This is a genomic window from Planktotalea sp. (assembly GCF_039984035.1).
Classification (GTDB): domain Bacteria; phylum Pseudomonadota; class Alphaproteobacteria; order Rhodobacterales; family Rhodobacteraceae; genus Planktotalea.
This window is the reverse complement of sequence record NZ_JBDWVM010000433.1, coordinates 17,949-36,969: the sequence shown is the minus strand read 5'-3', so window position 1 is coordinate 36,969 and position 19,021 is coordinate 17,949. Positions and strand designations below refer to the sequence as shown.

General features: G+C 52.9%; 22 protein-coding genes and 1 pseudogene. 9 read left to right on the top strand and 14 right to left on the bottom strand.

Features of this window, described 5'->3' with window-relative positions:
* Nucleotides 1–628: pseudogene (locus ABJQ89_RS19320) on the bottom strand (hypothetical protein); the annotation flags it as partial.
* Between the two features lie 288 nt (nucleotides 629–916).
* On the bottom strand, nucleotides 917–2,311 hold the full coding sequence (locus ABJQ89_RS19315; protein WP_348497787.1) for an ActS/PrrB/RegB family redox-sensitive histidine kinase: 1,395 nt from the start codon (nucleotides 2,309–2,311) through the stop codon (nucleotides 917–919).
* Nucleotides 2,312–2,448: 137 nt separating this feature from the next.
* On the opposite strand from ABJQ89_RS19315, the gene ABJQ89_RS19310 reads away from it, so the two are divergent.
* Nucleotides 2,449–3,069, top strand: coding sequence for an SCO family protein (locus ABJQ89_RS19310; protein WP_348497784.1), 621 nt, complete (start codon nucleotides 2,449–2,451; stop codon nucleotides 3,067–3,069).
* A gap of 69 nt (nucleotides 3,070–3,138) precedes the next feature.
* Entirely contained in the window at nucleotides 3,139–3,708 is a 570-nt protein-coding gene (locus ABJQ89_RS19305; protein WP_348497783.1) for an ActR/PrrA/RegA family redox response regulator transcription factor, read from the top strand.
* Between the two features lie 16 nt (nucleotides 3,709–3,724).
* Here ABJQ89_RS19305 and ABJQ89_RS19300 read toward each other — a convergent pair whose 3' ends face one another.
* From ABJQ89_RS19300 to ABJQ89_RS19285, 4 genes are all read right to left on the bottom strand, one after another.
* Nucleotides 3,725–4,270 (bottom strand): hypothetical protein, encoded by a 546-nt coding sequence (locus ABJQ89_RS19300; protein WP_348497782.1) that lies wholly within the window; start codon nucleotides 4,268–4,270, stop codon nucleotides 3,725–3,727.
* Between the two features lie 165 nt (nucleotides 4,271–4,435).
* Complete coding sequence (locus tag ABJQ89_RS19295; RefSeq protein ID WP_348497781.1) at nucleotides 4,436–5,158, bottom strand: hypothetical protein; 723 nt, start codon at nucleotides 5,156–5,158, stop codon at nucleotides 4,436–4,438.
* Between the two features lie 143 nt (nucleotides 5,159–5,301).
* A complete protein-coding gene (locus ABJQ89_RS19290) occupies nucleotides 5,302–5,790 on the bottom strand; it encodes a GNAT family N-acetyltransferase (protein WP_348497780.1) in 489 nt (162 codons plus the stop codon).
* Nucleotides 5,790–6,353 (bottom strand): HD family hydrolase, encoded by a 564-nt coding sequence (locus tag ABJQ89_RS19285; protein WP_348497786.1) that lies wholly within the window; start codon nucleotides 6,351–6,353, stop codon nucleotides 5,790–5,792. The genes ABJQ89_RS19290 and ABJQ89_RS19285 overlap by 1 nt, the downstream gene beginning before the upstream one ends.
* 109 nt (nucleotides 6,354–6,462) lie before the next feature.
* On the opposite strand from ABJQ89_RS19285, the gene ABJQ89_RS19280 reads away from it, so the two are divergent.
* The 3 genes from ABJQ89_RS19280 to ABJQ89_RS19270 all read left to right on the top strand — a co-directional run bounded on the left by ABJQ89_RS19280 (nucleotide 6,463) and on the right by ABJQ89_RS19270 (nucleotide 9,140).
* Entirely contained in the window at nucleotides 6,463–6,927 is a 465-nt protein-coding gene (locus tag ABJQ89_RS19280) for a YHS domain-containing (seleno)protein (RefSeq protein WP_348497779.1), read from the top strand.
* A 94-nt stretch (nucleotides 6,928–7,021) separates the two neighbouring features.
* Nucleotides 7,022–8,410, top strand: a complete 1,389-nt coding sequence (gene ahcY, locus ABJQ89_RS19275) for an adenosylhomocysteinase (RefSeq protein WP_348497778.1) — start codon at nucleotides 7,022–7,024, stop codon at nucleotides 8,408–8,410.
* Nucleotides 8,411–8,462: 52 nt separating this feature from the next.
* Nucleotides 8,463–9,140 (top strand): extensin family protein, encoded by a 678-nt coding sequence (locus tag ABJQ89_RS19270; protein ID WP_348497777.1) that lies wholly within the window; start codon nucleotides 8,463–8,465, stop codon nucleotides 9,138–9,140.
* 61 nt (nucleotides 9,141–9,201) lie between these two features.
* Here the strand turns inward: ABJQ89_RS19270 and ABJQ89_RS19265 are convergent, their stop codons facing one another.
* The 3 genes from ABJQ89_RS19265 to ABJQ89_RS19255 all read right to left on the bottom strand — a co-directional run bounded on the left by ABJQ89_RS19265 (nucleotide 9,202) and on the right by ABJQ89_RS19255 (nucleotide 11,470).
* Nucleotides 9,202–10,074 carry a sterol desaturase family protein gene (locus ABJQ89_RS19265; protein WP_348497776.1) on the bottom strand — a complete coding sequence of 291 codons (873 nt, stop codon included), beginning with the start codon at nucleotides 10,072–10,074 and terminating at the stop codon, nucleotides 9,202–9,204.
* A gap of 120 nt (nucleotides 10,075–10,194) precedes the next feature.
* A complete protein-coding gene (locus ABJQ89_RS19260) occupies nucleotides 10,195–10,827 on the bottom strand; it encodes a CDGSH iron-sulfur domain-containing protein (RefSeq protein ID WP_348497775.1) in 633 nt (210 codons plus the stop codon).
* Nucleotides 10,828–10,867: 40 nt separating this feature from the next.
* Nucleotides 10,868–11,470: an HD domain-containing protein gene (locus ABJQ89_RS19255; RefSeq protein ID WP_348497774.1), complete on the bottom strand. Its 603-nt coding sequence runs from the start codon at nucleotides 11,468–11,470 to the stop codon at nucleotides 10,868–10,870.
* A gap of 228 nt (nucleotides 11,471–11,698) precedes the next feature.
* Here ABJQ89_RS19255 and ABJQ89_RS19250 point away from each other — a divergent pair, with 228 nt between their 5' ends.
* Nucleotides 11,699–12,040, top strand: coding sequence for a DUF2853 family protein (locus ABJQ89_RS19250; protein ID WP_348497773.1), 342 nt, complete (start codon nucleotides 11,699–11,701; stop codon nucleotides 12,038–12,040).
* Nucleotides 12,041–12,311: 271 nt separating this feature from the next.
* Here ABJQ89_RS19250 and ABJQ89_RS19245 read toward each other — a convergent pair whose 3' ends face one another.
* The 5 genes from ABJQ89_RS19245 to tsaD are packed head-to-tail and all read right to left on the bottom strand — an operon-like array spanning nucleotide 12,312 to nucleotide 15,499.
* The gene (locus ABJQ89_RS19245) at nucleotides 12,312–12,707 is read right to left on the bottom strand and encodes a DUF1761 domain-containing protein (protein WP_348497772.1); all 396 of its coding nucleotides are present in this window, start codon (nucleotides 12,705–12,707) and stop codon (nucleotides 12,312–12,314) included.
* Between the two features lie 50 nt (nucleotides 12,708–12,757).
* Entirely contained in the window at nucleotides 12,758–13,174 is a 417-nt protein-coding gene (locus tag ABJQ89_RS19240) for an EVE domain-containing protein (RefSeq protein WP_348497771.1), read from the bottom strand.
* Between the two features lie 2 nt (nucleotides 13,175–13,176).
* On the bottom strand, nucleotides 13,177–13,443 hold the full coding sequence (locus ABJQ89_RS19235) for a YciI family protein (RefSeq protein WP_348497770.1): 267 nt from the start codon (nucleotides 13,441–13,443) through the stop codon (nucleotides 13,177–13,179).
* Nucleotides 13,437–14,408 carry an NAD(P)H-dependent glycerol-3-phosphate dehydrogenase gene (locus ABJQ89_RS19230; protein ID WP_348497769.1) on the bottom strand — a complete coding sequence of 324 codons (972 nt, stop codon included), beginning with the start codon at nucleotides 14,406–14,408 and terminating at the stop codon, nucleotides 13,437–13,439. The genes ABJQ89_RS19235 and ABJQ89_RS19230 overlap by 7 nt, the downstream gene beginning before the upstream one ends.
* The gene (gene tsaD, locus ABJQ89_RS19225) at nucleotides 14,405–15,499 is read right to left on the bottom strand and encodes a tRNA (adenosine(37)-N6)-threonylcarbamoyltransferase complex transferase subunit TsaD (RefSeq protein ID WP_348497768.1); all 1,095 of its coding nucleotides are present in this window, start codon (nucleotides 15,497–15,499) and stop codon (nucleotides 14,405–14,407) included. The genes ABJQ89_RS19230 and tsaD overlap by 4 nt, the downstream gene beginning before the upstream one ends.
* A gap of 78 nt (nucleotides 15,500–15,577) precedes the next feature.
* Between tsaD and ABJQ89_RS19220 the strand changes: the two genes are divergently transcribed.
* From ABJQ89_RS19220 to ABJQ89_RS19210, 3 genes are all read left to right on the top strand, one after another.
* The gene (locus ABJQ89_RS19220) at nucleotides 15,578–16,261 is read left to right on the top strand and encodes a uroporphyrinogen-III synthase (protein WP_348497767.1); all 684 of its coding nucleotides are present in this window, start codon (nucleotides 15,578–15,580) and stop codon (nucleotides 16,259–16,261) included.
* Between the two features lie 74 nt (nucleotides 16,262–16,335).
* On the top strand, nucleotides 16,336–17,514 hold the full coding sequence (locus tag ABJQ89_RS19215) for a hypothetical protein (protein ID WP_348497766.1): 1,179 nt from the start codon (nucleotides 16,336–16,338) through the stop codon (nucleotides 17,512–17,514).
* A gap of 13 nt (nucleotides 17,515–17,527) precedes the next feature.
* The gene (locus ABJQ89_RS19210; RefSeq protein ID WP_348497765.1) at nucleotides 17,528–19,021 is read left to right on the top strand and encodes a heme biosynthesis HemY N-terminal domain-containing protein; all 1,494 of its coding nucleotides are present in this window, start codon (nucleotides 17,528–17,530) and stop codon (nucleotides 19,019–19,021) included.

The window sequence follows — 19,021 nt, the reverse complement described above, 5'->3', positions numbered from 1 at the left end:
TAGCCAAGCCTGTTGTGAGGTGCGCAAAGGTTTTGGCCAGGGTTTGCACAAAGTTTCGTTGCGCTGACTCAGCATTCACAACAGCGTGGATATCTATGGCGAAGTGGAGACGGCTTTCCTCGAACGAGTGATGTATGATGTCAAACCAGTAGGTGCGGTTATGGCCCTTGTCCTTGACGGACAGGCGCGTAGGTTTTTGGGTCGCAGGCAGATGCTCGGGTAATGGAAAAAGGGGTGCGTGCGGGTCTTCTGGGAGGCGCTCGATCTTTTCATCCAAAGACCTGTAGCGCGCGTTCGCCCAACCGATGGAGCCGTCCGAAAAAGATTGCCAAACAGGATAGGGCGCATGTTCGCTAACGGCCCGAATGAGATTGAGGTCTTTCAGGCTGGAAAAAGCGAGATGGAGCTCACCCGTGCAAATCGGAGGGCCATCTTCCGCGCAGCGTAAGCTTATTGAAACGCCGTCGCTGTGACGCTCCAGCTCAAGCTCCATCGGATCGGCGATTGAGATGGAGGGGAAGATTTGAAAAGTGGGGCCGCTGCTCTTGGATAGATCAACGGGGAGATTGCTGAAGCGATCAGTGAACCTTTCCCGAAATTCGCTCCAGCTTGGGTTAGCAATGTCCAAATTCGCTAACAAGGACGCAGCGCTTTCATTTGCGCATGTGAGTTCACCCTCAAGGTTGAAGTCCAAAAAAATGGTCGTTTCAGGAGGGAGAACCTCTTCGGGCAAGTGCGCAAAATTCGGTGTGCGTTTGTGTTTGCGGGATGTAGCAAACAAGGCAATGATAGTTATCAACGCGGTGAGCGCGACGACGCCAAGATCGATCCAAGTAAAGTTCATGAGCATTATTCACCCTGTAAGCCAGCGTGCTTACTCTAGGGCAAAGAAGATTAACGAATACTTAACCACGGTTTAGTGGACAGGGTTGCGCTGGTTTTCGCCGGTCACTTCGGCGACTTCAGAAAACGCAGCATCGATGTGTTTGCGCGGCCAAACCACGGCTACGATTGCGCCGCGCTTGGCGTTTTTGCTCGCGGCACTTTGACTGGACCCGTTTGCGAAACTTAGCTCAGCGCCCGAGCGTTCGAGGAGCGTTTTCGCAATAAATAGACCGAGGCCCATGCCCTCATACTCAGGCCGTGCTTTGCGTTCTTTTTCGGTTTTGCGCTGACGCATAAAAGGATCGCCAATGCGACCGATCAGATGGGCAGGATAGCCATCACCATCATCCACGATGCGCACGGAAATGTTGTATTCATCCCATTTGCTTTCGACCCAAACATTCCCATCTGCGAAATCGACAGCGTTCTGGACCAGATTGCGCAAGCCATGAATAATTTCAGGGCGCCGTAGAATTTCGGGTTGTTCGCCAATCTGATCAAGAAGGCCCTGATGTTCAAAGTGAACCAGAGTACCTCTGTCGAGGTGAGGTTCTGCAGCCTCTTCCAGAACTGCGTTCAAGGGGGCTTTGCGCAGATGCAAATCGTCCTTACCTGCTCGTCCCATCGATTGCAGAATGTCACGGCATCGCTCTGCTTGTTCACGGATCAATCGTGCATCTTCGGCCAGTTCCGGGCGATCCTCTAATTCATCTAGCAGCTCCGCGCTGGCGAGCTTGATCGTCGCAAGGGGCGTTCCAAGTTCATGCGCTGCCGCGGCGATCACGCCACCAAGATCCGTTAGTTTTTGCTCGCGTGACAGAGCCATATGCGTAGCTTGTAGCGCTTCGGACATGGTGTGCATTTCGTTGGTTGTTTTCCATGAATAGGCGCTCAGAAAAAACAGCGCGATCACGAAGGCGACCCAGTTGCCAAAGATAAAGAGGTTCGGAATGCGAAGGATGAAGCCCTCTTCTGTGCGCAAGGGCATGTGGTATTGCGCCAAGATCGTAACGATAATGGTGACGAATATGCCTAAGAAGATCGTTGATCGAAGGGACATGATTGCAGCCGAGATCGTCACTGGACCTAGAAGCAAGAGTGCAAATGGGTTGTTCAAGCCGCCTGTCAAAAACAACAAGAACGACAGTTGCAGAAGATCGAAGATAACCATCATCAGGTTTTCGCGTTCTGACAGCCGTTTGTTTTCGGGAAACACGAAGGTAGCAATCAGGTTGCTCATAACTGATGCGCCAATAGCGAGATAGCAAAGCCCGAGCTCTAATCGCAGGTGATAGAGTTTTTGCGCGACGATGATCGCTACGATTTGACCGAAAATTGCGACCCATCGCAGTACAATCATTGTACGCAATCTGATCCAGTTGTGGCGCTGTGCACCGAAGGACGGCGTGAGGTTCATATCATTCATGTCTTCACCCTTACCTGCGATGCGCGCGATATGACGCATCAGATCACGCGTTGTTTGATTTGCAACACTACATTCACCTGATACTCGGTGCGGGCAATATGAATCAATAACTGCGCTGTCCTTATAAGGTTATTAGCATGTCCAGAATTCTTGCCCTTTCCGCTACTCTTCTCGTTGTCCTTGCTTTGCTTGCTATTTGGCTGGTCACGCTGCGTAGCGGTCCTGACGATCAATTTGCGCAATGCCGCGTTGGTCAGGTCGCAGGGGGCGCTGAGCAAATCGGTGGGCCATTTACCCTACTCGATAAAACAGGCGCAGAGGTAACAGATGCGGATGTGATTACAGAGCCAACGTTGATTTACTTTGGCTATACGTTCTGTCCGGATGTATGCCCGCTGGATGTGACCCGAAATGCGGAAGCGACTGATATTCTGCAGGAAAACGGTACGTCGATCACGCCAGTCTTTATTTCGATCGATCCCGCACGCGATACGCCAGAGGTGGTTGGTGAATTCGCATATAACCATCATGAACGGATGGTTGGACTAACCGGAACGCCTGAGCAGGTCAAAGCCGCGAGTCAAGCGTATCGCACTTACTACAAAGCGCATCCTGCGGAAGATGAGTATTACCTCGTAGATCATTCCACGTTTTCCTACTTGGTTTTGCCAGAGCACGGTTTCATGGAGTTTTTCCGCCGTGATACCACCTCTGAGAAGATGGCAGAGACTATTCAGTGTTTTGTGGAAAACAGTTGAGATTGAAACGGATCGCGCTAGGGTTTGACCCCTGCGAATGAGACAGATAAAGTCCTAAAAACAAGCAAGATGGGAGACAGTCGCGTGAACACAGAAGCGCTCCGGGATATCGGTGAAGATAAGTCTCTTTTGATTGTTGATGATGACGAGCCATTTTTGCGCCGTCTTGCAAAAGCAATGGAAAAGCGTGGCTTCGAAGTTGAGACAGCTGGTTCTGTCGCGGCGGGCAAAGCGATTGCTACAGCGCGCCCAACGGCCTTTGCTGTGGTTGATCTTCGCCTTGAGGATGGCAACGGATTGGATGTTGTCGAAGTGCTGCGCGAAAAGCGCCCTGAGAGCCGCATTGTTGTTCTGACAGGTTATGGCGCTATTGCGACTGCGGTTGCTGCGGTCAAGATCGGCGCGACGGATTACTTGTCCAAACCTGCGGATGCGACGGATGTGACCAACGCCCTGTTGGCAGGTGATGATGAACTACCGCCGCCCCCAGAAAACCCGATGAGCGCGGATCGCGTGCGTTGGGAGCATATCCAGCGGGTCTATGAGCTGTGTGATCGCAATGTGAGCGAAACTGCACGTCGTTTGAACATGCACCGTCGCACGCTTCAGCGTATCTTGGCAAAACGCAGCCCTCGTTAAGGGGCTGCTTCCTTCTTCAAAGCTGCATTTCGATCATTGTACGCGCTGCTTCTAAGTCACGCGCGAGGTATTGTGCATTTACACTTGGGTCTTTGAGATCTTGGCGCCCAGTTGTTTCTGCCGCTATCATCTTTTCCGCGGTTTCGTTTGCGCGCGCGGCACTTGCGTTCAAGGATGCAAGTAGCGCTTTTCGGTAGGCCTGAATCGCTTGAACGCGTTCTTTGACCGCAGCTTTGTTCGCAGTTTCGCGCAATTCTGCCAATTCAACATCTTGAGATGCGAGAAGCGCAGGCAAATTCAAGTGAAGCTGATCCATATGCGCAGCGGTTTCGTCCAAATCACGATTAAGCTTTTTGGTGGCGTTGAAATTGCGAACGCCATGGGCTTGCAATGCTTGTGTAAGCGCCAAAAGCTCATTGGATTGCGTGCGTACAACGCTTTGCAGATCGAGTTCTAAATTGGCCTCTGCGTTGCGCGTTGCAAATGTTGGTTCCGACACGCCCGTGCAGCCTGTCACCAAACCAGAAAACCCCAAGAATATCCCACAAATTGCTCTGTTCATTTTGAACCTTCCTCATGCCTCAGTCGCCTCTATCGGGCGTTGAGGAAGGAAAGACACCGCAAATGAGGCAAGAATGTGAACCGTTTCCAATTCTCTAAGGATTGTTTCTGATTTCAAATCGCGTGATGAAAAAGCAACGCTAATGCGTTGCAATATATACCACTTTTAGAGGAGCGAGATTGCTGATCGCGCAGATGTAGCTTCACGAGCCAGTGATTGTGTTGCGCTCAGATGCCAGTCTAGACCAGTTTGACCCTGTGCTTTCGCATTTTGAAGATTGCGGTGCGCTACATTCGCTTGTGTTGCGCTCAGGCTTAACGCCTCTGCAAGCTGCGCACGATTTGCTTTGATCACTTCAAACCGTTTTGAGAATTGTTTTTCGGTGATCTGGCCCGAAGCCATCTGATGGTTCAATGTCGCGAGCTCTGCATCTTGTTGCGCGAGAAGATTAGGGAGATCGCGAGTTACGATATCCATGCTGTCATCCGCCTTTGCGAGAGAGCGCACCAAAGCGCTGGGCGAGACGAGTTCGATGCGTTTCTCGGCCTGCTTTTTGCCAGACGCATGACCAGCGACCGCGCCAATCGCTCCGCCGGTCAAGGCACCCGCAACACAGTTTTTCGCGTTGCTCGCTGATAGAATGACCAACCCACATCCAGCAATCGCGCCGATTGCAGCGCCTTTGCCTGTGGATTTACGAATGATGTCTTGCGTCATTCTATTGAGTGCGGCGGTCTGTTCTGCCATGCGCATTTCATCCGACGTCACAGAGGAAGAGCTTTGAAAGGCTGGAGTGCTGCGAGAACTCATCACGCCCTGGTTGGATTGCACACAGCCGGCAAGGCCGAGCGAAAAACCTGCAATGAGGATGGCACGTGAGTAATGCATATAGCTAAATCCTTATTCCCTAACGTCAGCGACGATTGTTTCCCAATGGTGGTTAATTGGGGCGAGAATGTGGAAATAGTTTAAAGAGATTTATGTTTAGTCGATAATTTTCAGCATCTTACCTGATACAGGTTGAATCTCTCTCAAAGATCGAAACGCTTGTGGGTTTTGCCAGTCACGCGACCATCGGAAAGCTTGGCATCAGGATCGATCTGCCAGTCTTTGAAACCCATCTTTGAGTAGTACCGCAGCCCGCTGTCGTTGTCCGAGCGGATTGACGCGTTAATCCATTCAAAACCAAACGCTCTCATCTGCGCAGAGGTCGCTTCGAATAACTTTGAGCCGATCCCGGCGCCGACCACGCCAATTCGTACAAAAGATGCAATGCTCGCGGCTTCTGGTGGAAGTAGTTCATGGGGCTCTGCCCACTGGAACCCGACCAGCCGATCCGTTTCGTCTATTGCGACATTCCAAGCTGCGCGCTCTGTGCCGCGCGCAACCCAGCTGGCCAGTTCATCTTCGGAAAGCTGGGTCAAATAGGCCGTCGTTCCGCCAACTTCGATAATCTCGTTCAGTAGCTCGGTCATTTGAGGAACGTCGGTGTCTTGGAATGCGCGGATGGTGATATTCATTACATTTGATCCAAAAGAGTTGCGTGGCGGGCATTAAAATCATTGCGCACATCAAGAGGGGGCCGCAAGCGGATCGTCAATCCATCAATCAGGGTCGCATCGGGTTTACCAAACAGTTGATCCGCTTCTTTGGCGGTAAATCCTGCAATCTGAACCGCCTCTAACCAAGCGCTAATCGTATCTGCCTTTTTGATCTGTTTTTTGACAGCAACAGGCAGTGCCGCTGGCAGTCCAAATCGAATGTGAATCGCAGCCGTTAACCTGTCATCCAGCTCTGAATAGCCCGGACCAACGGCGGCCTTCACAGGACTAATCATGTCGCCAATGACATATTCCGGGGCATCATGTAACAAAGCGGCCAATTGCCATTTGACGGGTGCGCTGGGCTGCATGCGCGCGAAAAGCGCTTCGACCAAAAGCGAATGTTCCGCGACAGAATAGGCAAAATCCCCTTTAGTTTGCCCATTCCAGCGCGCAACAAAGGCCAATCCGTGGGCAATATCTTCGACCTCAATATCCACAGGTGTGGGGTCCAAAAGGTCGAGCCTTCGACCCGAAAGCATACGCTGCCAAGCACGTTTTTGTGACAAGGGGAGACTCCGTGAGCTTCTATTCCTAATTTGAGTGAAAGGTTTAGCGCAGCTTGCGCAAAGATTGAAAGGAAACTCGCTCATGAAACTGTCACGTCGCTCATTTACTTTGCTCGCAGCCTCAAGCATCGCGATGCCTGCTTTCGCGGCTAGCGATCCACGTTGGTACTTTGGCGGTGAAAACATCGCGGCCAGTGGCGCAGATGTGGTTGCTTATTTTGGTCTGACACGTGGTGATGCCGTGATGGGCAACGCTGCGTTTTCGACTGAACACAAAGGCACAACCTTTCATTTCGCAAATGCGGAGAACCTGGAAACGTTCAAGTCCGATCCCGACAAATATGCGCCGCGCTATGGTGGTTACTGTGCATTTGCGATGTCACGCGGATATTTTGCTTCTGCCGATCCAGATGCATGGACTGTGCATGATGGGGCTCTATATCTGAACTACTCAAAGACAATCCGCGCGCGCTGGGCTGTAAGCCGGTCATCAAATATTGAAACCGGCAATGAAAACTGGGTCGGCTTTTATCCAGGCGAACGCTGAATGGATTAAATGTCGCTGTCTTTGATGTTTGAAACAACTGCTGGGTGGTGTTAACTGCGCATCAGAAATGAGACCCATTAAGGAGAGCGGCACCATGGCCGACGACTATATTGTAAAAGACATCGCGCTTGCCGAGTTCGGTCGTAAGGAACTGGATATCGCCGAAACAGAGATGCCGGGCCTGATGGCGCTGCGTGAAGAGTATGGCGCCGAAAAGCCGCTCAAAGGTGCGCGTATCACTGGATCGCTGCACATGACGATCCAAACTGCGGTTCTCATTGAAACGCTTGTTGAGCTGGGCGCCGATGTGCGCTGGGCGTCTTGCAACATCTTCTCTACCCAAGATCACGCGGCTGCGGCGATTGCTGCAGGCGGCACGCCTGTTTTCGCGATCAAAGGTCAGAGCCTCGAAGAGCACTGGGATTACCTCGACAAGAGCTTCATGTTCCCCGAAGGCGCGAACATGATCCTCGATGATGGCGGCGATGCGACGCTCTACATCTTGCTGGGCGCGCGTATGGAAGCAGGCGAAGATGTTCTAGCTGTTCCGACGTCCGAGGAAGAAGAAGTCATCAAGAAGCAAATCCAGAAACGTATGGCTGAAACACCCGGTTGGTTCACAAAAACCAAAGCGGACATCAAAGGCGTTTCCGAAGAAACTACAACAGGTGTTCACCGCCTTTATGAATTGCAGCGCGATGGCCAGTTGCCGTTCCCTGCGATCAACGTGAACGACTCTGTCACAAAGTCCAAGTTCGACAACAAATACGGTTGTAAAGAGAGCCTCGTTGACGGCATCCGCCGCGCGACAGACACGATGATGGCCGGTAAAGTTGCGGTTGTTATGGGCTACGGCGATGTTGGCAAAGGTTCTGCTGCGTCCCTGCGCGGCGCTGGTGCGCGCGTGAAGGTGACAGAAGTTGATCCAATCTGCGCACTTCAGGCGGCGATGGACGGCTTTGAAGTTGTTCTGCTTGAAGACGCTGTTGAAACGGCAGATATCTTCATCACGACAACGGGCAACAAGGATGTGATCCGCATCGAGCACATGCGCGCGATGAAGGATATGGCGATCGTTGGCAACATCGGTCACTTCGACAACGAAATTCAGGTTGCCGCGCTCAAGAACCACAAATGGACCAACATCAAAGAACAGGTCGACATGATCGAGATGCCAAATGGCCATCGTTTGATCCTGCTGTCCGAAGGTCGTTTGCTGAACCTTGGTAACGCAACGGGCCACCCATCCTTTGTGATGTCCGCGTCCTTTACCAACCAAGTTCTGGCGCAGATGGAAATCTGGTTGCGCGGCGATGAATACAAGAACGAAGTGTACATCCTGCCGAAGCACCTGGACGAGAAAGTCGCGCGTTTGCACCTTGATCGCATTGGTGTGAAACTTTCCACGCTGAGCGGTGAACAAGCCTCCTACATTGGCGTCACGCCAGAAGGTCCGTTCAAACCAGAGCATTACCGCTACTAATGCACGGTGCAGATAAGATTTTGAAAAGCGCTGCGGTCCTATGAAAAGGATCGTGGCGCTTTTTCTTTTGGTGGTTTTAGCCTTTTTAGGCTCTGCTTTACTGCGCCATCCAGATACGCCGCTTCCACAGCGTTGGAATGTGTTTGAACCTTTGGCTGTCAGCGATCCCATTACACCGATCACGTCATGGAAGCTCGATTGGGCGACGAGCGACCCGCAGATGTGCGTTGAGATCATGCAGGCCGCCGGCCGTATTTCCGCAATGGATGATCTAGTTGTGGACGACAACTGTGGGATCGAAGGACGCGTAACATTGCGCAGCGTTGGGACTGCGGCACTTGATCCGCTTGAAACCTCCTGCGCGACGGCGCTGCGCATGGCGATGTGGGAAGAGCATGGCATCCAACCGGTGGCGCGTGATCTGTTTGGCACGGATGTGAAAATCATACGCCACATCGGATCTTACAACTGTCGCAGGATCGCTGGTACGGATCGGATGAGCACGCACTCCACAGCGGACGCGATTGATATTTCAGGGTTTGATTTGGTGGATGGCACGCGCATTCGACTGCTCAAAGACTGGAATGGTGACGATGCCAAAGCGCAGTTCCTGCGCGAGGTTCGCGATACTTCATGCGATTGGTTTGGAACCTCTTTGGGACCTGACTATAACCGTGCCCACGCGGATCATTTCCATTTGCAGAACCGTGGTTGGGGTACGTGTCGTTAAAGGGGGTCTACGGAGCACGCGGGAAACGTAGGGTGCGTGATACCACGCACCCATCGCAGGCTTAGCTTGCTGCGGGTCGCAGCGCTTTTAATTTGCGCTTCATCAGCTTCACGAAAGGCACATAGGCCTTTGGGGTGAACGCATACCCTAGCTGACCGCGCAGTGTCGATTTCATCTCGTGGTGAACACCAAGCGGGCCATCACAGGGACCAGGCAGATAGAAGGTGCCAAAGACCTTGTCGAAGATGCAGAAAAATTCACCGAAGTTCTTATCGAAAGCTTTCGCTTCTGCGGAGTGATGCCAACGGTGCATCGCAGGGGACACAAAGTAGTTGCCCCATTTGCCGTAGGTCCAAGGCACATCCGCGTGGATGAAAAAGCCGTAGTAGGCGCGCACGAATGAGTTGAAGATGATCGCGACCGGTGGAAACCCCATGAGAAGCATTGTTGCGCCGCCGATACCCTTCATCGTCAGAAGGTTGATAGGATGCCAACGCGCAGAGGTGAACCAAGACACATGTGTATCCGAGTGGTGCACCGCATGTGACGGCCAAAGCAGACGCGTGTGATCAAGGCGGTGGCGCCAGTAGTGAAAGAAATCACTGACAAAGACTGCGACGAACAACACGAATACGAGCGGAATGGAATCCCATGATCCCGGCTTGATCAAGTGGAGATTGTTCTCCAGCATGAAGCTGTAAATTGCGGTGACATAGATCGCCACGAAAGGCGCGGAAAAGAGGATGTTGAAAAGTTGAAGTTTGACGTTGAGCTTGAATTCCGGCAGCGCAGATTTCAATGCACTCAGGAATTCGCCGCGTTTGACGACATATCCTAAACAGATGAAAAAGAACGCAGGGATCATAAAGGCCCCAATCGCGCTGATTAGGTTCACCCAGCTATCCTGCAATGTTGCTACGATCCAATCGATCATTGTCTGCCCCTCGCTTTTTTATGTTTGCTGAGGGGAAACAATGCAAAAGAATGCGGCATGATTGTGTACGTATGGCGAATTTTTTGGGAAACGGGCGCAAACGCCTGTTTTTAGAGCGAATTAGTCGATTGGATCGAGGAATTCAGCGTCTTTATGCGATCCGTCACAGAACGGCTTGTTCTTGGATGCGCCGCACCGACAAAGAAAAGCTTTGTCCATTTTTGCGATGCTACGCCCTGTTCCAGTGATAAGTTCAACATTGCCGGTGACCTTCAAGGGACCATTTGCAATGCGGTTTGCGGTTACAGGTCCCCCGCGATCGTCGCTGGTTGGTGGCGTCTTTGGGGTCGGCTCACCCGTAGCCTCAAAGCCACCATCCGCGTGGGAGTGATCGCAATAGGGTTTGTTCTTGGATAGGCCGCAGCGGCAAAGGGTCTGACGCGCTTCGCTCTCAGCGCCATCGGTTTGAACGTCCCCTGCAACGGCTAGTGGGCCATTCTCAAGCACGGCGATGCGGTTGATTGACGGGATCATTTCATCGGCGTCCTCTTTGCGAAACGCCAAGGCGCCAGAGGGACAGGTGCGCACCATCGCGGCGATTTCCTCTGCTGGTGCATTGTTAGGCTGGACCCAAGGCCGTTGGCTGGGGTCAAACACTTGCGGCAGCTTTAGAAAGCAATTTCGCGCGTGCACGCATCGCTTCATGTCAAAGGTGATGGTGATATCAGTTCCGGCGTATTCCTTGCGTCGCATTGTGGCTTCCTTCGTTCAAATGAGGTGGCTTGCGATAGAGTTAGGATAAGGGCGATACATGCCCTTCCTTTAGGACGTCTGGGTCGTAAGCTTTGCGCGAAAAGACTTCTCGCACAAGCGGCTCGAACGAGGCGAGTGTGTCTTGTTCGTAATCCGGATCGAATGATGATTGATCCCAACGTTCGCAAAAGGCGGCGCAGCTATCAAAACAAGGATGGTCCTTGTATTCGTCGCGCGCGTTTTCATCCCAGCCATAGTGTCGGCCATAATAGAGCATTTGGAAGATGCCGTGATGTTCAACCACCCAAGCTACATCCCATCGTACGAACGGGCGGATCACTTCGGCCGAGAACCTATCGTGGTTCTGCGGGGCCAACCCATCACCGATGTCGTGGAGTAAAGCACCGACGATCCAATCTATGTCAGCGCCGTCGCGTCGCGCGCGCGTTGCTGATTGTAGCGCGTGATCAAGGCGCGTGATTTTGTAGCCTTCCAAAGACACGTCGCCTTGGCGTCTGAGCTCATCCAGAATGCGGTCTGCAGTTAAGGACAGATAAGGTTTTTCCAGCTCTTCCAACAACTTATAGTCAGCCTCAGTGCCATCTTTCATCTGTGTGAATGAAACTGTACGCGCATCGCTCATCTTTCGGCTCCCATCGTAAAGATCTCTGAACTGCTACTTCGATCAGATCAGCCAAAAGTTGCGCAGGCAAGACTTAAGACCCGTCAAGGACTAAAGAGTGGCGACTTAGAGGGAAAAACCACTAAACAATCACCATTGATAAAAAACCGATTATCGATAAGATTTGTCGGGCTTAGGCACTCACACAAGATCAATAACGGCGTTTTGCCGTATATAGGGAGAAACTTGATGGGAAAACGTGACGATTTGATCGTGCAGTATGCAGATGATCTCAAGAATAAATGTGGCATGACGCCAGACATGGACCTGTTGACGAAAGTCACGATCGGTTGCGGTCCAGCGATCTACAACGCGGATGCGTCCACCGTTGCGGGCAGCCAGCCTGCAGAGCTTGAAACTGTACGTAATAATTTCCTGATCAAGAAACTTGGACTCGCGGATGGCCCAGAGCTGATGGAAGCGATCAACAAGGTTATCGAAGTCTATGGTAAATCCGAGCGCAACAAATACCGCGCGGTTGTTTACTACATGCTGACAAAGCACTTTGGCAAAGAGTCTGTTTACGGCTAACCGCCAGCTAAATGGATTACGACGGGCGCTCTTTCGGGGCGCCCTTTTTCGTTTTGGAATGTGTGGATTTTTAGCTTTGAGGCAGGGTCATTCAAATTTGCGTTTAATATGAGGTTCTTAACGTTTGCTCCACGGAATACGATAGCATAGCGTTAAGTCAGGTCAGAACGGCCGGTCCTGTAGTTAAGTCGCGTGTGGTGCCTGTGGGAGGCAATTCGCGGGGTGACAGGGGATGCGTGCTGTTCTTGTCGCATCCCCTGACTTTTCTTCATTAGAACGCCGTCAGGATCAGGCCCACTGCAGCGCTTCCAAGAGCAGCATATCCGCCATCGATCAGAAGTAGTTTACCTGGACGACCTGCGAAGCCGTAGCAGATCATCAGCCATGGCGCCGCTAGAAAAAGACCGATGCCGAAACCCGAGACAAGGCCCTTGCCCATTGTGTCAATTCCGCTGAGCGCGAAGACATGGCGCATCATACCGGCAACAAGAACCATGGCTATGAAACCCATAATATAGGGCTTTGGATCAGCATTGTTTGCTGGTTTCCCGTCGTCGCCAATTGCGACGCCAGACACTTCCATCCATTGTGACGCCAGTACCCCGTACCAAACGGCACCAACGCCGAATCCAACCGCGGCTGCGACGAGAACATTGATTAATTCCATGTGACCCTCCTTCGTATTGTTATGGCAATACTATGCGAGGGGATGGAAAATTAAGCAATTCCCCCGAGTGAACAGATGATGTTCCACTCGTTTTCAGTCACAGGTTGAACGGATAGGCGCGAATTCTTGACCAAGATCATCTCGGCCAATTGCGGGTCTGTTTTGATCATATCTAACGTCACAGGCGACTTGAAAGGTTTGACCGCTTTGATGTCCACGCAATCCCAACGGTCGTCATCTGTGGTGCTGTCAGGATGGGCCTCGGCGCAGATTTCAACGACGCCAACGACCGCCTTTTCCTTTTGACTGTGGTAAAAGAAACCGCGATCGCCAAACTTCATCTCGCGCATGAAATTGCGCGCTTGGTAGTTGCGCACGCCATCCCATTCTTCGCCTGCTGCGCCTTTAGCGACCTGATCATCCCAGCCCCAAACGGAAGGTTCGGATTTGAAAAGCCAATAGCGCATGATCAGATGACCTTGTTCCATTGGATCAATTCAACGGACTGAAACAGGCCAGCCTTTGCATAGGGATCGTTCGCGGCCCATGCTTCTGCGGCGGCCATATCTTCGACATCCAGCACGATCAGCGATCCACACATGTCGCCATTTGCATCAAGAAAAGGACCAGCCTGAGAGACCCCTGTTTCCTTGAGATAGGCCACATGTGCCTCGCGGTTATCTTTGCGCGTTTGCAGCGCGCCTTCTTTGTCTTTCGCCATCAATGCAATCAGCATGTTTCCTCCTTGAGCGGACGCGCGAGCAGCGAATCCATTGCTTCGTTTAACGTAAGTGTTCCGTCGATCATGGCAACAACTGCGGCCGTGATCGGCATGTCGAGGTTGAGTTTTTCCGCGCGCGTGAGGCAAGCTTTGGCTGTCATTGAACCTTCAACAGTGATGTTGGGATCGAATGTCTCATTGCGCCCGAGTGAAAGCCCATAGCGGAAGTTTCGCGATCCTTCTGAGGCGCAGGTGAGTGTTAAATCGCCAAAACCTGACAGCCCTGCGAGTGTCTCGTAAGATGCGCCAACGGCTGTAGCCATGCGCTGCATTTCCGCAAAGCCGCGCGTGATCAAAGCCGCGCGTGCGCTTTCACCGAGGCCAGCGCCAATTGTTGCGCCACAAGCAATCGCAATTACGTTTTTTAATGCGCCGCCCAGCTCGGCCCCGATGACGTCGTCGCTGCGATACAGGCGCAGGTTTGATGTGGTGAGGTCATGCTGTAATTGGGTGCCCAAATGAGTGTCTTCGCAGGCAAGGGTAAGCGCAGTAGGCAGGCCAATCGCGATATCATGGGCAAAGCTTGGACCGGTTAAGATGGCGGTCTTGGCGTCTGGTAGGGCGTTTTGCAATACACCCGTTGGGCCGAGCCCAGACTTGGCGTCAATTCCCTTGCAGCAAGCGACCAAAGTTTTTCCTGATAGCACATCCCTATTTTGTTCCGTGAAATGCGCCAATTTCTGGACAGGCACTGCGAGCAGAACAGTCTGATGCCCTTGAATAGTGTCTATGTTGGATGAAACGGTGATGTGCTCTGGTAATGTTGCGTTTGGCAATCTTGCGGCATTCACGCGCGTTGTTTGCATCGCGTCCGCCTGCGCAGTATCGCGCGCCCAAAGCGTGATGTCCTGACCATCTTTCGCGAGAGAAATAGCAAGGGCTGTACCAAATGCGCCTGCGCCGACGATTGCAATACTCATGCTTTTGCACCCTTCTTGCCACTTCCGAGCATTGGCGCGCTCGCGCGATCGAGCGGCCAGCGGGGGCGTGCGCTTAGCTCCAAATCATCGCGTTGACCTGCTTCAAACAGCTCCAAACCCGCATAGGCGATCATCGCGGCGTTGTCGGTGCACAGGGCGAGAGGTGGTGCAGTAAATTGTACGCCTAGTTCTGCCGAAATAGACTCTAACTTGGCTCTGACTGCTGTATTCGCCGCAACACCGCCGGCAACAGCTAAGGCGGGTATGCTGGGATCTTCGAGCATGTATTGTGTCAGCGCACGTTTCGTTTTTTCGGCGAGCACATCAACGACGGCGGCTTGAAACCCAGCGCATAGATCGCGCACGTCTTGGCGTTTGATGGTGTTGTCGACCATCACATCATTGCGCGCACGCAGCACGGCAGTCTTAAGGCCAGAGAAAGACATATCGCACCCGTCACGATCCAACATCGGGCGTGGAAATTTGAAACGTTTGGGGTCACCGAGTTCTGCTTCTGACTGCACAGCGGGACCACCCGGTTGCGCAAGGCCAAGCAAGCGCGCAGTTTTGTCGAATGCCTCGCCTGGTGCATCGTCGATTGTTCCACCAACACGGCTAAATTCAGTGGCGCTGCGCACGATCAGAAACTGGCAATGACCACCCGAAACCAGAAGCATTAAATAGGGATACACGAGGCCATCAGTCAGGCGCGGTGTTAGGGCGTGCCCTGCCAAGTGGTTCACCCCGAGCAGTGGTTTGCCAGTCGCAGCAGATAGACCCTTGGCACACATAACGCCCGACATGACGCCGCCGATTAGGCCGGGACCAGAAGTGACAGCAATCGCATCCATTTCAGCGAGGTTGAGCGACGCACCATCGAGCGCCCGTTCGACGCAATGATCGATCTTTTCCGCATGAGCGCGCGCGGCGATTTCGGGAACGACACCGCCAAAAGCCTTGTGCAGGTCAGTTTGGCCGAAGACGACATTTGAGAGAACTTGGACCGCGCCTGTTTCATCACGCCGCACAACTGCGGCTGCGGTATCGTCGCAACTGCTTTCTAAACCAAGGAGCGTTATGGGCTGCGTCACGTCAGCGACCTTCCGTTGCAACAAAGTTAGCCATCAGCTAACATCGCCGACTGTCGCAAACAACACCGGCCTTTTGAAATGGCGCAATCCTCAACTTTGCTTTTGACGCGTCCACAGGCAGCGTCTGATCTGTTTGCTCGGCAGGTTCAGCAAGCACTTGGCGCGTTGGACATAGTGATTTCGCCGCTTTTGGAAATTGAATTCCTAAAATTTGATGCACCAAAGTTTCCGGTGACTTTGATCTTTACCTCACGCAATGGTGTAGAGGCGTGGTCGCGCGCTAAACTGCCTACAGACGAGCGTTGTATTTGCGTGGGGAAAGCAACTGGACAGGCTGCCCAAACGATTGGTTTTGACCCAATAGTCAGTGGCGGTACCGTTGAGCATCTGCGCGAAGATATCATAAAGAACCCACCGCAAGGCGATTTAGTCCATATTCGCGGCCGCCATACGCGCGGGCATTTAGTCGATTCTCTGCGCGAAAGTGGTGTAAATGCTCAAGAATTGATCACTTATGATCAAAAGCTTCTCGATTTGAACGATGAGGCGCTGCGCCTTTTACAAGGGGGAGCGCCGGTCATAGTTCCCCTTTTCTCACCGCGCAGCGCCGCGCAGTTTGCAAAGGCTGGTCCTTTTGGGCTTCAAGTGGACGTTATTGCGATTTCTAAAGCTGCAGCAGACCTTTGCCCCGGTGCGCGCATTGCGCCCAGCCCAGATGCAAAGGGCATGATTGCGGCAATTTCGCAGGGTCCAATGCCTTGAGGCTCTGAAAGAGCAGCAGTAAGGTACGTCGTGCGCTCAAGTGTTATGGGCGCTGAATGGAGAGGGTGCGTAACGTGGCAAAACCGACTAGGGGCGAGAGCGAAAGTGCTGAAACGCCAGAGGCCGTAGAAGAAATCGTGAATGACACGGTCGAGGCGGTTGCCGACGACAAAGACACCGATCCAATTGTTGATGAGGCTGAGACGGTCGAAGAAGATTCCTCTGAAGAGACTGATGTGGTCGAGCTTGTTGAAGAGATTGCTCCCGCAGCGGCTGCGCCTGAGGTTGTTCGTGAGACTGTTGTTGAACGCAAAGGCGGTTTCCTTCCAATGCTATTAGGCGGTGTTGTCGCTGCAGGTATCGGCATTGTAAGTTCCGAGTACATTTTCCCAGATGGTGTTCCGTTTGGCCCGAACGCGACGAAGAAGATCGACTTTGAAACTGCTCTCAATCAGCAGGCTGGTCGTATTGATGATTTGACCACGCAGTTGGAAAACCAGTCCGCGCCAGATTTGTCAGCGCTGGATGATGCTGTTGCCACCGTTGGCGACTTGCAATCGCAGCTTGGCGCTGTTGTGGACAGCATTGCATCGGTTGAAACGCGTATCGACACCCTTGAAGCGCAACCACGTGGCGGTGAAGGGATCTCCGTCGCGATGGAGAAAGAGTTGAAAGATCTGCGCGGCGCGCTTGATTTGCAAAAGGGTGAATTGGCCCAGATGCTGGATGAGGCGCAGCTGACCAAGCAGAATGCGGAAGAAACAGCGCGCCGTGCATTGGCGCGTGGTGGTGTAACGCGTATCTTGGTCGCGCTGGAAAGCGGCGCACCGTTCGCGGATGCTCTTGCAGAGGTAGAAGCCAATTCAGATATCGCATTGCCAGAGGCATTGACGGCTACGGCCGCTGAGGGCGCGCCGACGCTGGCAGCATTGGCTGAAGGGTTTCCTGATGCAGCGCGTGCAGCGCTCGCAGCGGTACGTAGTGAAGAAACAGGTGGCGGTGTCACCAGCTTCCTCGCGAAACAATTGGGCGCACGGTCTGTCGCACCGCGCGAAGGCGACGATCCAGACGCGGTTCTGTCCCGCGCGGAAGCAGCGGTTGGTGAGGGACGTATCGAAGACGCGCTTGCGTTGGTCGATGCGCTTCCAGAAGCGGCCAAAGCGCCGCTCGCAGATTGGGTGGCTTTGGCCAGTTCCCGTTTAAACGCAGCGCGAGAGGCCGAAGCCCTCGCTAATTCTTTGAACTCTCAATAAGGCGCTTATTTGTATGCTTTGGTCTTTGCTAAAAGTTCTCGTGTTTGTGGCAATAATTGCAGCGCTTGGTGTGGGTGCGGGTTATTTGATGGAACTGAGCGGCGGTGCGACCGTTCAAATGATGGGGCAGGAATTTACATTTAGCCCCCTTCAGATCGTTCTGGCGCTGATCGTTCTGATCGTGGTGCTTTGGATCGTGCTCAAGCTGCTGTCTTTGCTGGTGGCAACTTTGAAGTTCATCAATGGCGATGAAACAGCGATCACGCGTTACTTCTCCAAAAGCCGCGAGCGCAAAGGATATCAAGCGCTCTCAGAGGGTATGATGGCGCTTGCCTCCGGGGATGGTTCTGCCGCGATGAGCAAAGCCGCGCGTGCGGAGAAATATCTTGCCAAACCTGAGCTGACGAACCTGCTCACGGCGCAAGCAGCGGAAATGACGGGGGATCGTCGCAAGGCGGAAGAAACCTACAAGAAGCTGGTGAAAGACGAAGCAACGCGTTTCGTTGGTGTGCGCGGCATCATGAAGCAAAAGCTTGCGGATGGTGACACGGACACAGCGCTGCAATTGGCGGAACGTGCTTTTGCCCTAAAGCCGCGCCATGAAGAAACGCAGGACATTTTGTTGAACTTGCAAGCGCAAGGGTCCGATTGGGCAGGTGCGCGCAAGACGTTGAATGCGAAACTCAAGAGCGGATCATTGCCGCGCGATGTGCATAAACGCCGTGAAGCTGTCTTGGCCTTGTCGCTTGCAGCGGGTGAAGAGGACGAAGGTAAGGATATCGAAGCGCGTGAAGCGGCGATTGAAGCGAACCGTCTGTCGCCTGATCTTATCCCTGCTGCAGTTATGGCTGCACGCAGTTATTTGGAACAGGACAAGAAACGTTACGCGACACGTGTTTTGAAGAAGGCATGGGACGCCCAACCGCATCCTGAACTCGCAGCGGCCTATGCTGCGATTGAGCCTGATGAAACGCCTGAACAGCGGATCAAACGTTTCGGTAAACTGACAAAATCAACATCAGATCATCCTGAAACGAAAATGCTGAACGCTGAATTGCAAATTGCATCCGAGGATTTCCCGACTGCACGCCGTGAGCTTGGCGATCTTGCGGAAACTGCGCCTGATGCACGTTCGCTGACAATTATGGCAGCGATTGAACGGGGCGAGGGCGCTGAAGATGCGGTTGTCAAAGGTTGGCTTGCCCGTGCATTGAGCGCGCCGCGTGGCCCGCAGTGGGTTTGCGATGCCTGTAATCATATCCTGCCCGAGTGGGAGCCAGTTTGTAGCAACTGTTCTAGCTTTGACACGCTCAGCTGGAAGTCACCTCCGCAGGCTGACATCGCTGCACCGACTGGTGTTGCGATGTTGCCTTTGATCGTTGGCACGATTGAAGACAAGTCAGGCGATGATGCGGAAAAGATCGTCGCAGAAGAGGCTGAAATTGTTGTTGAAGCGGAAGTCGTCGAAGACGCAGTAGAAACAACAGAAGATGCAAAAGCCTCTTAA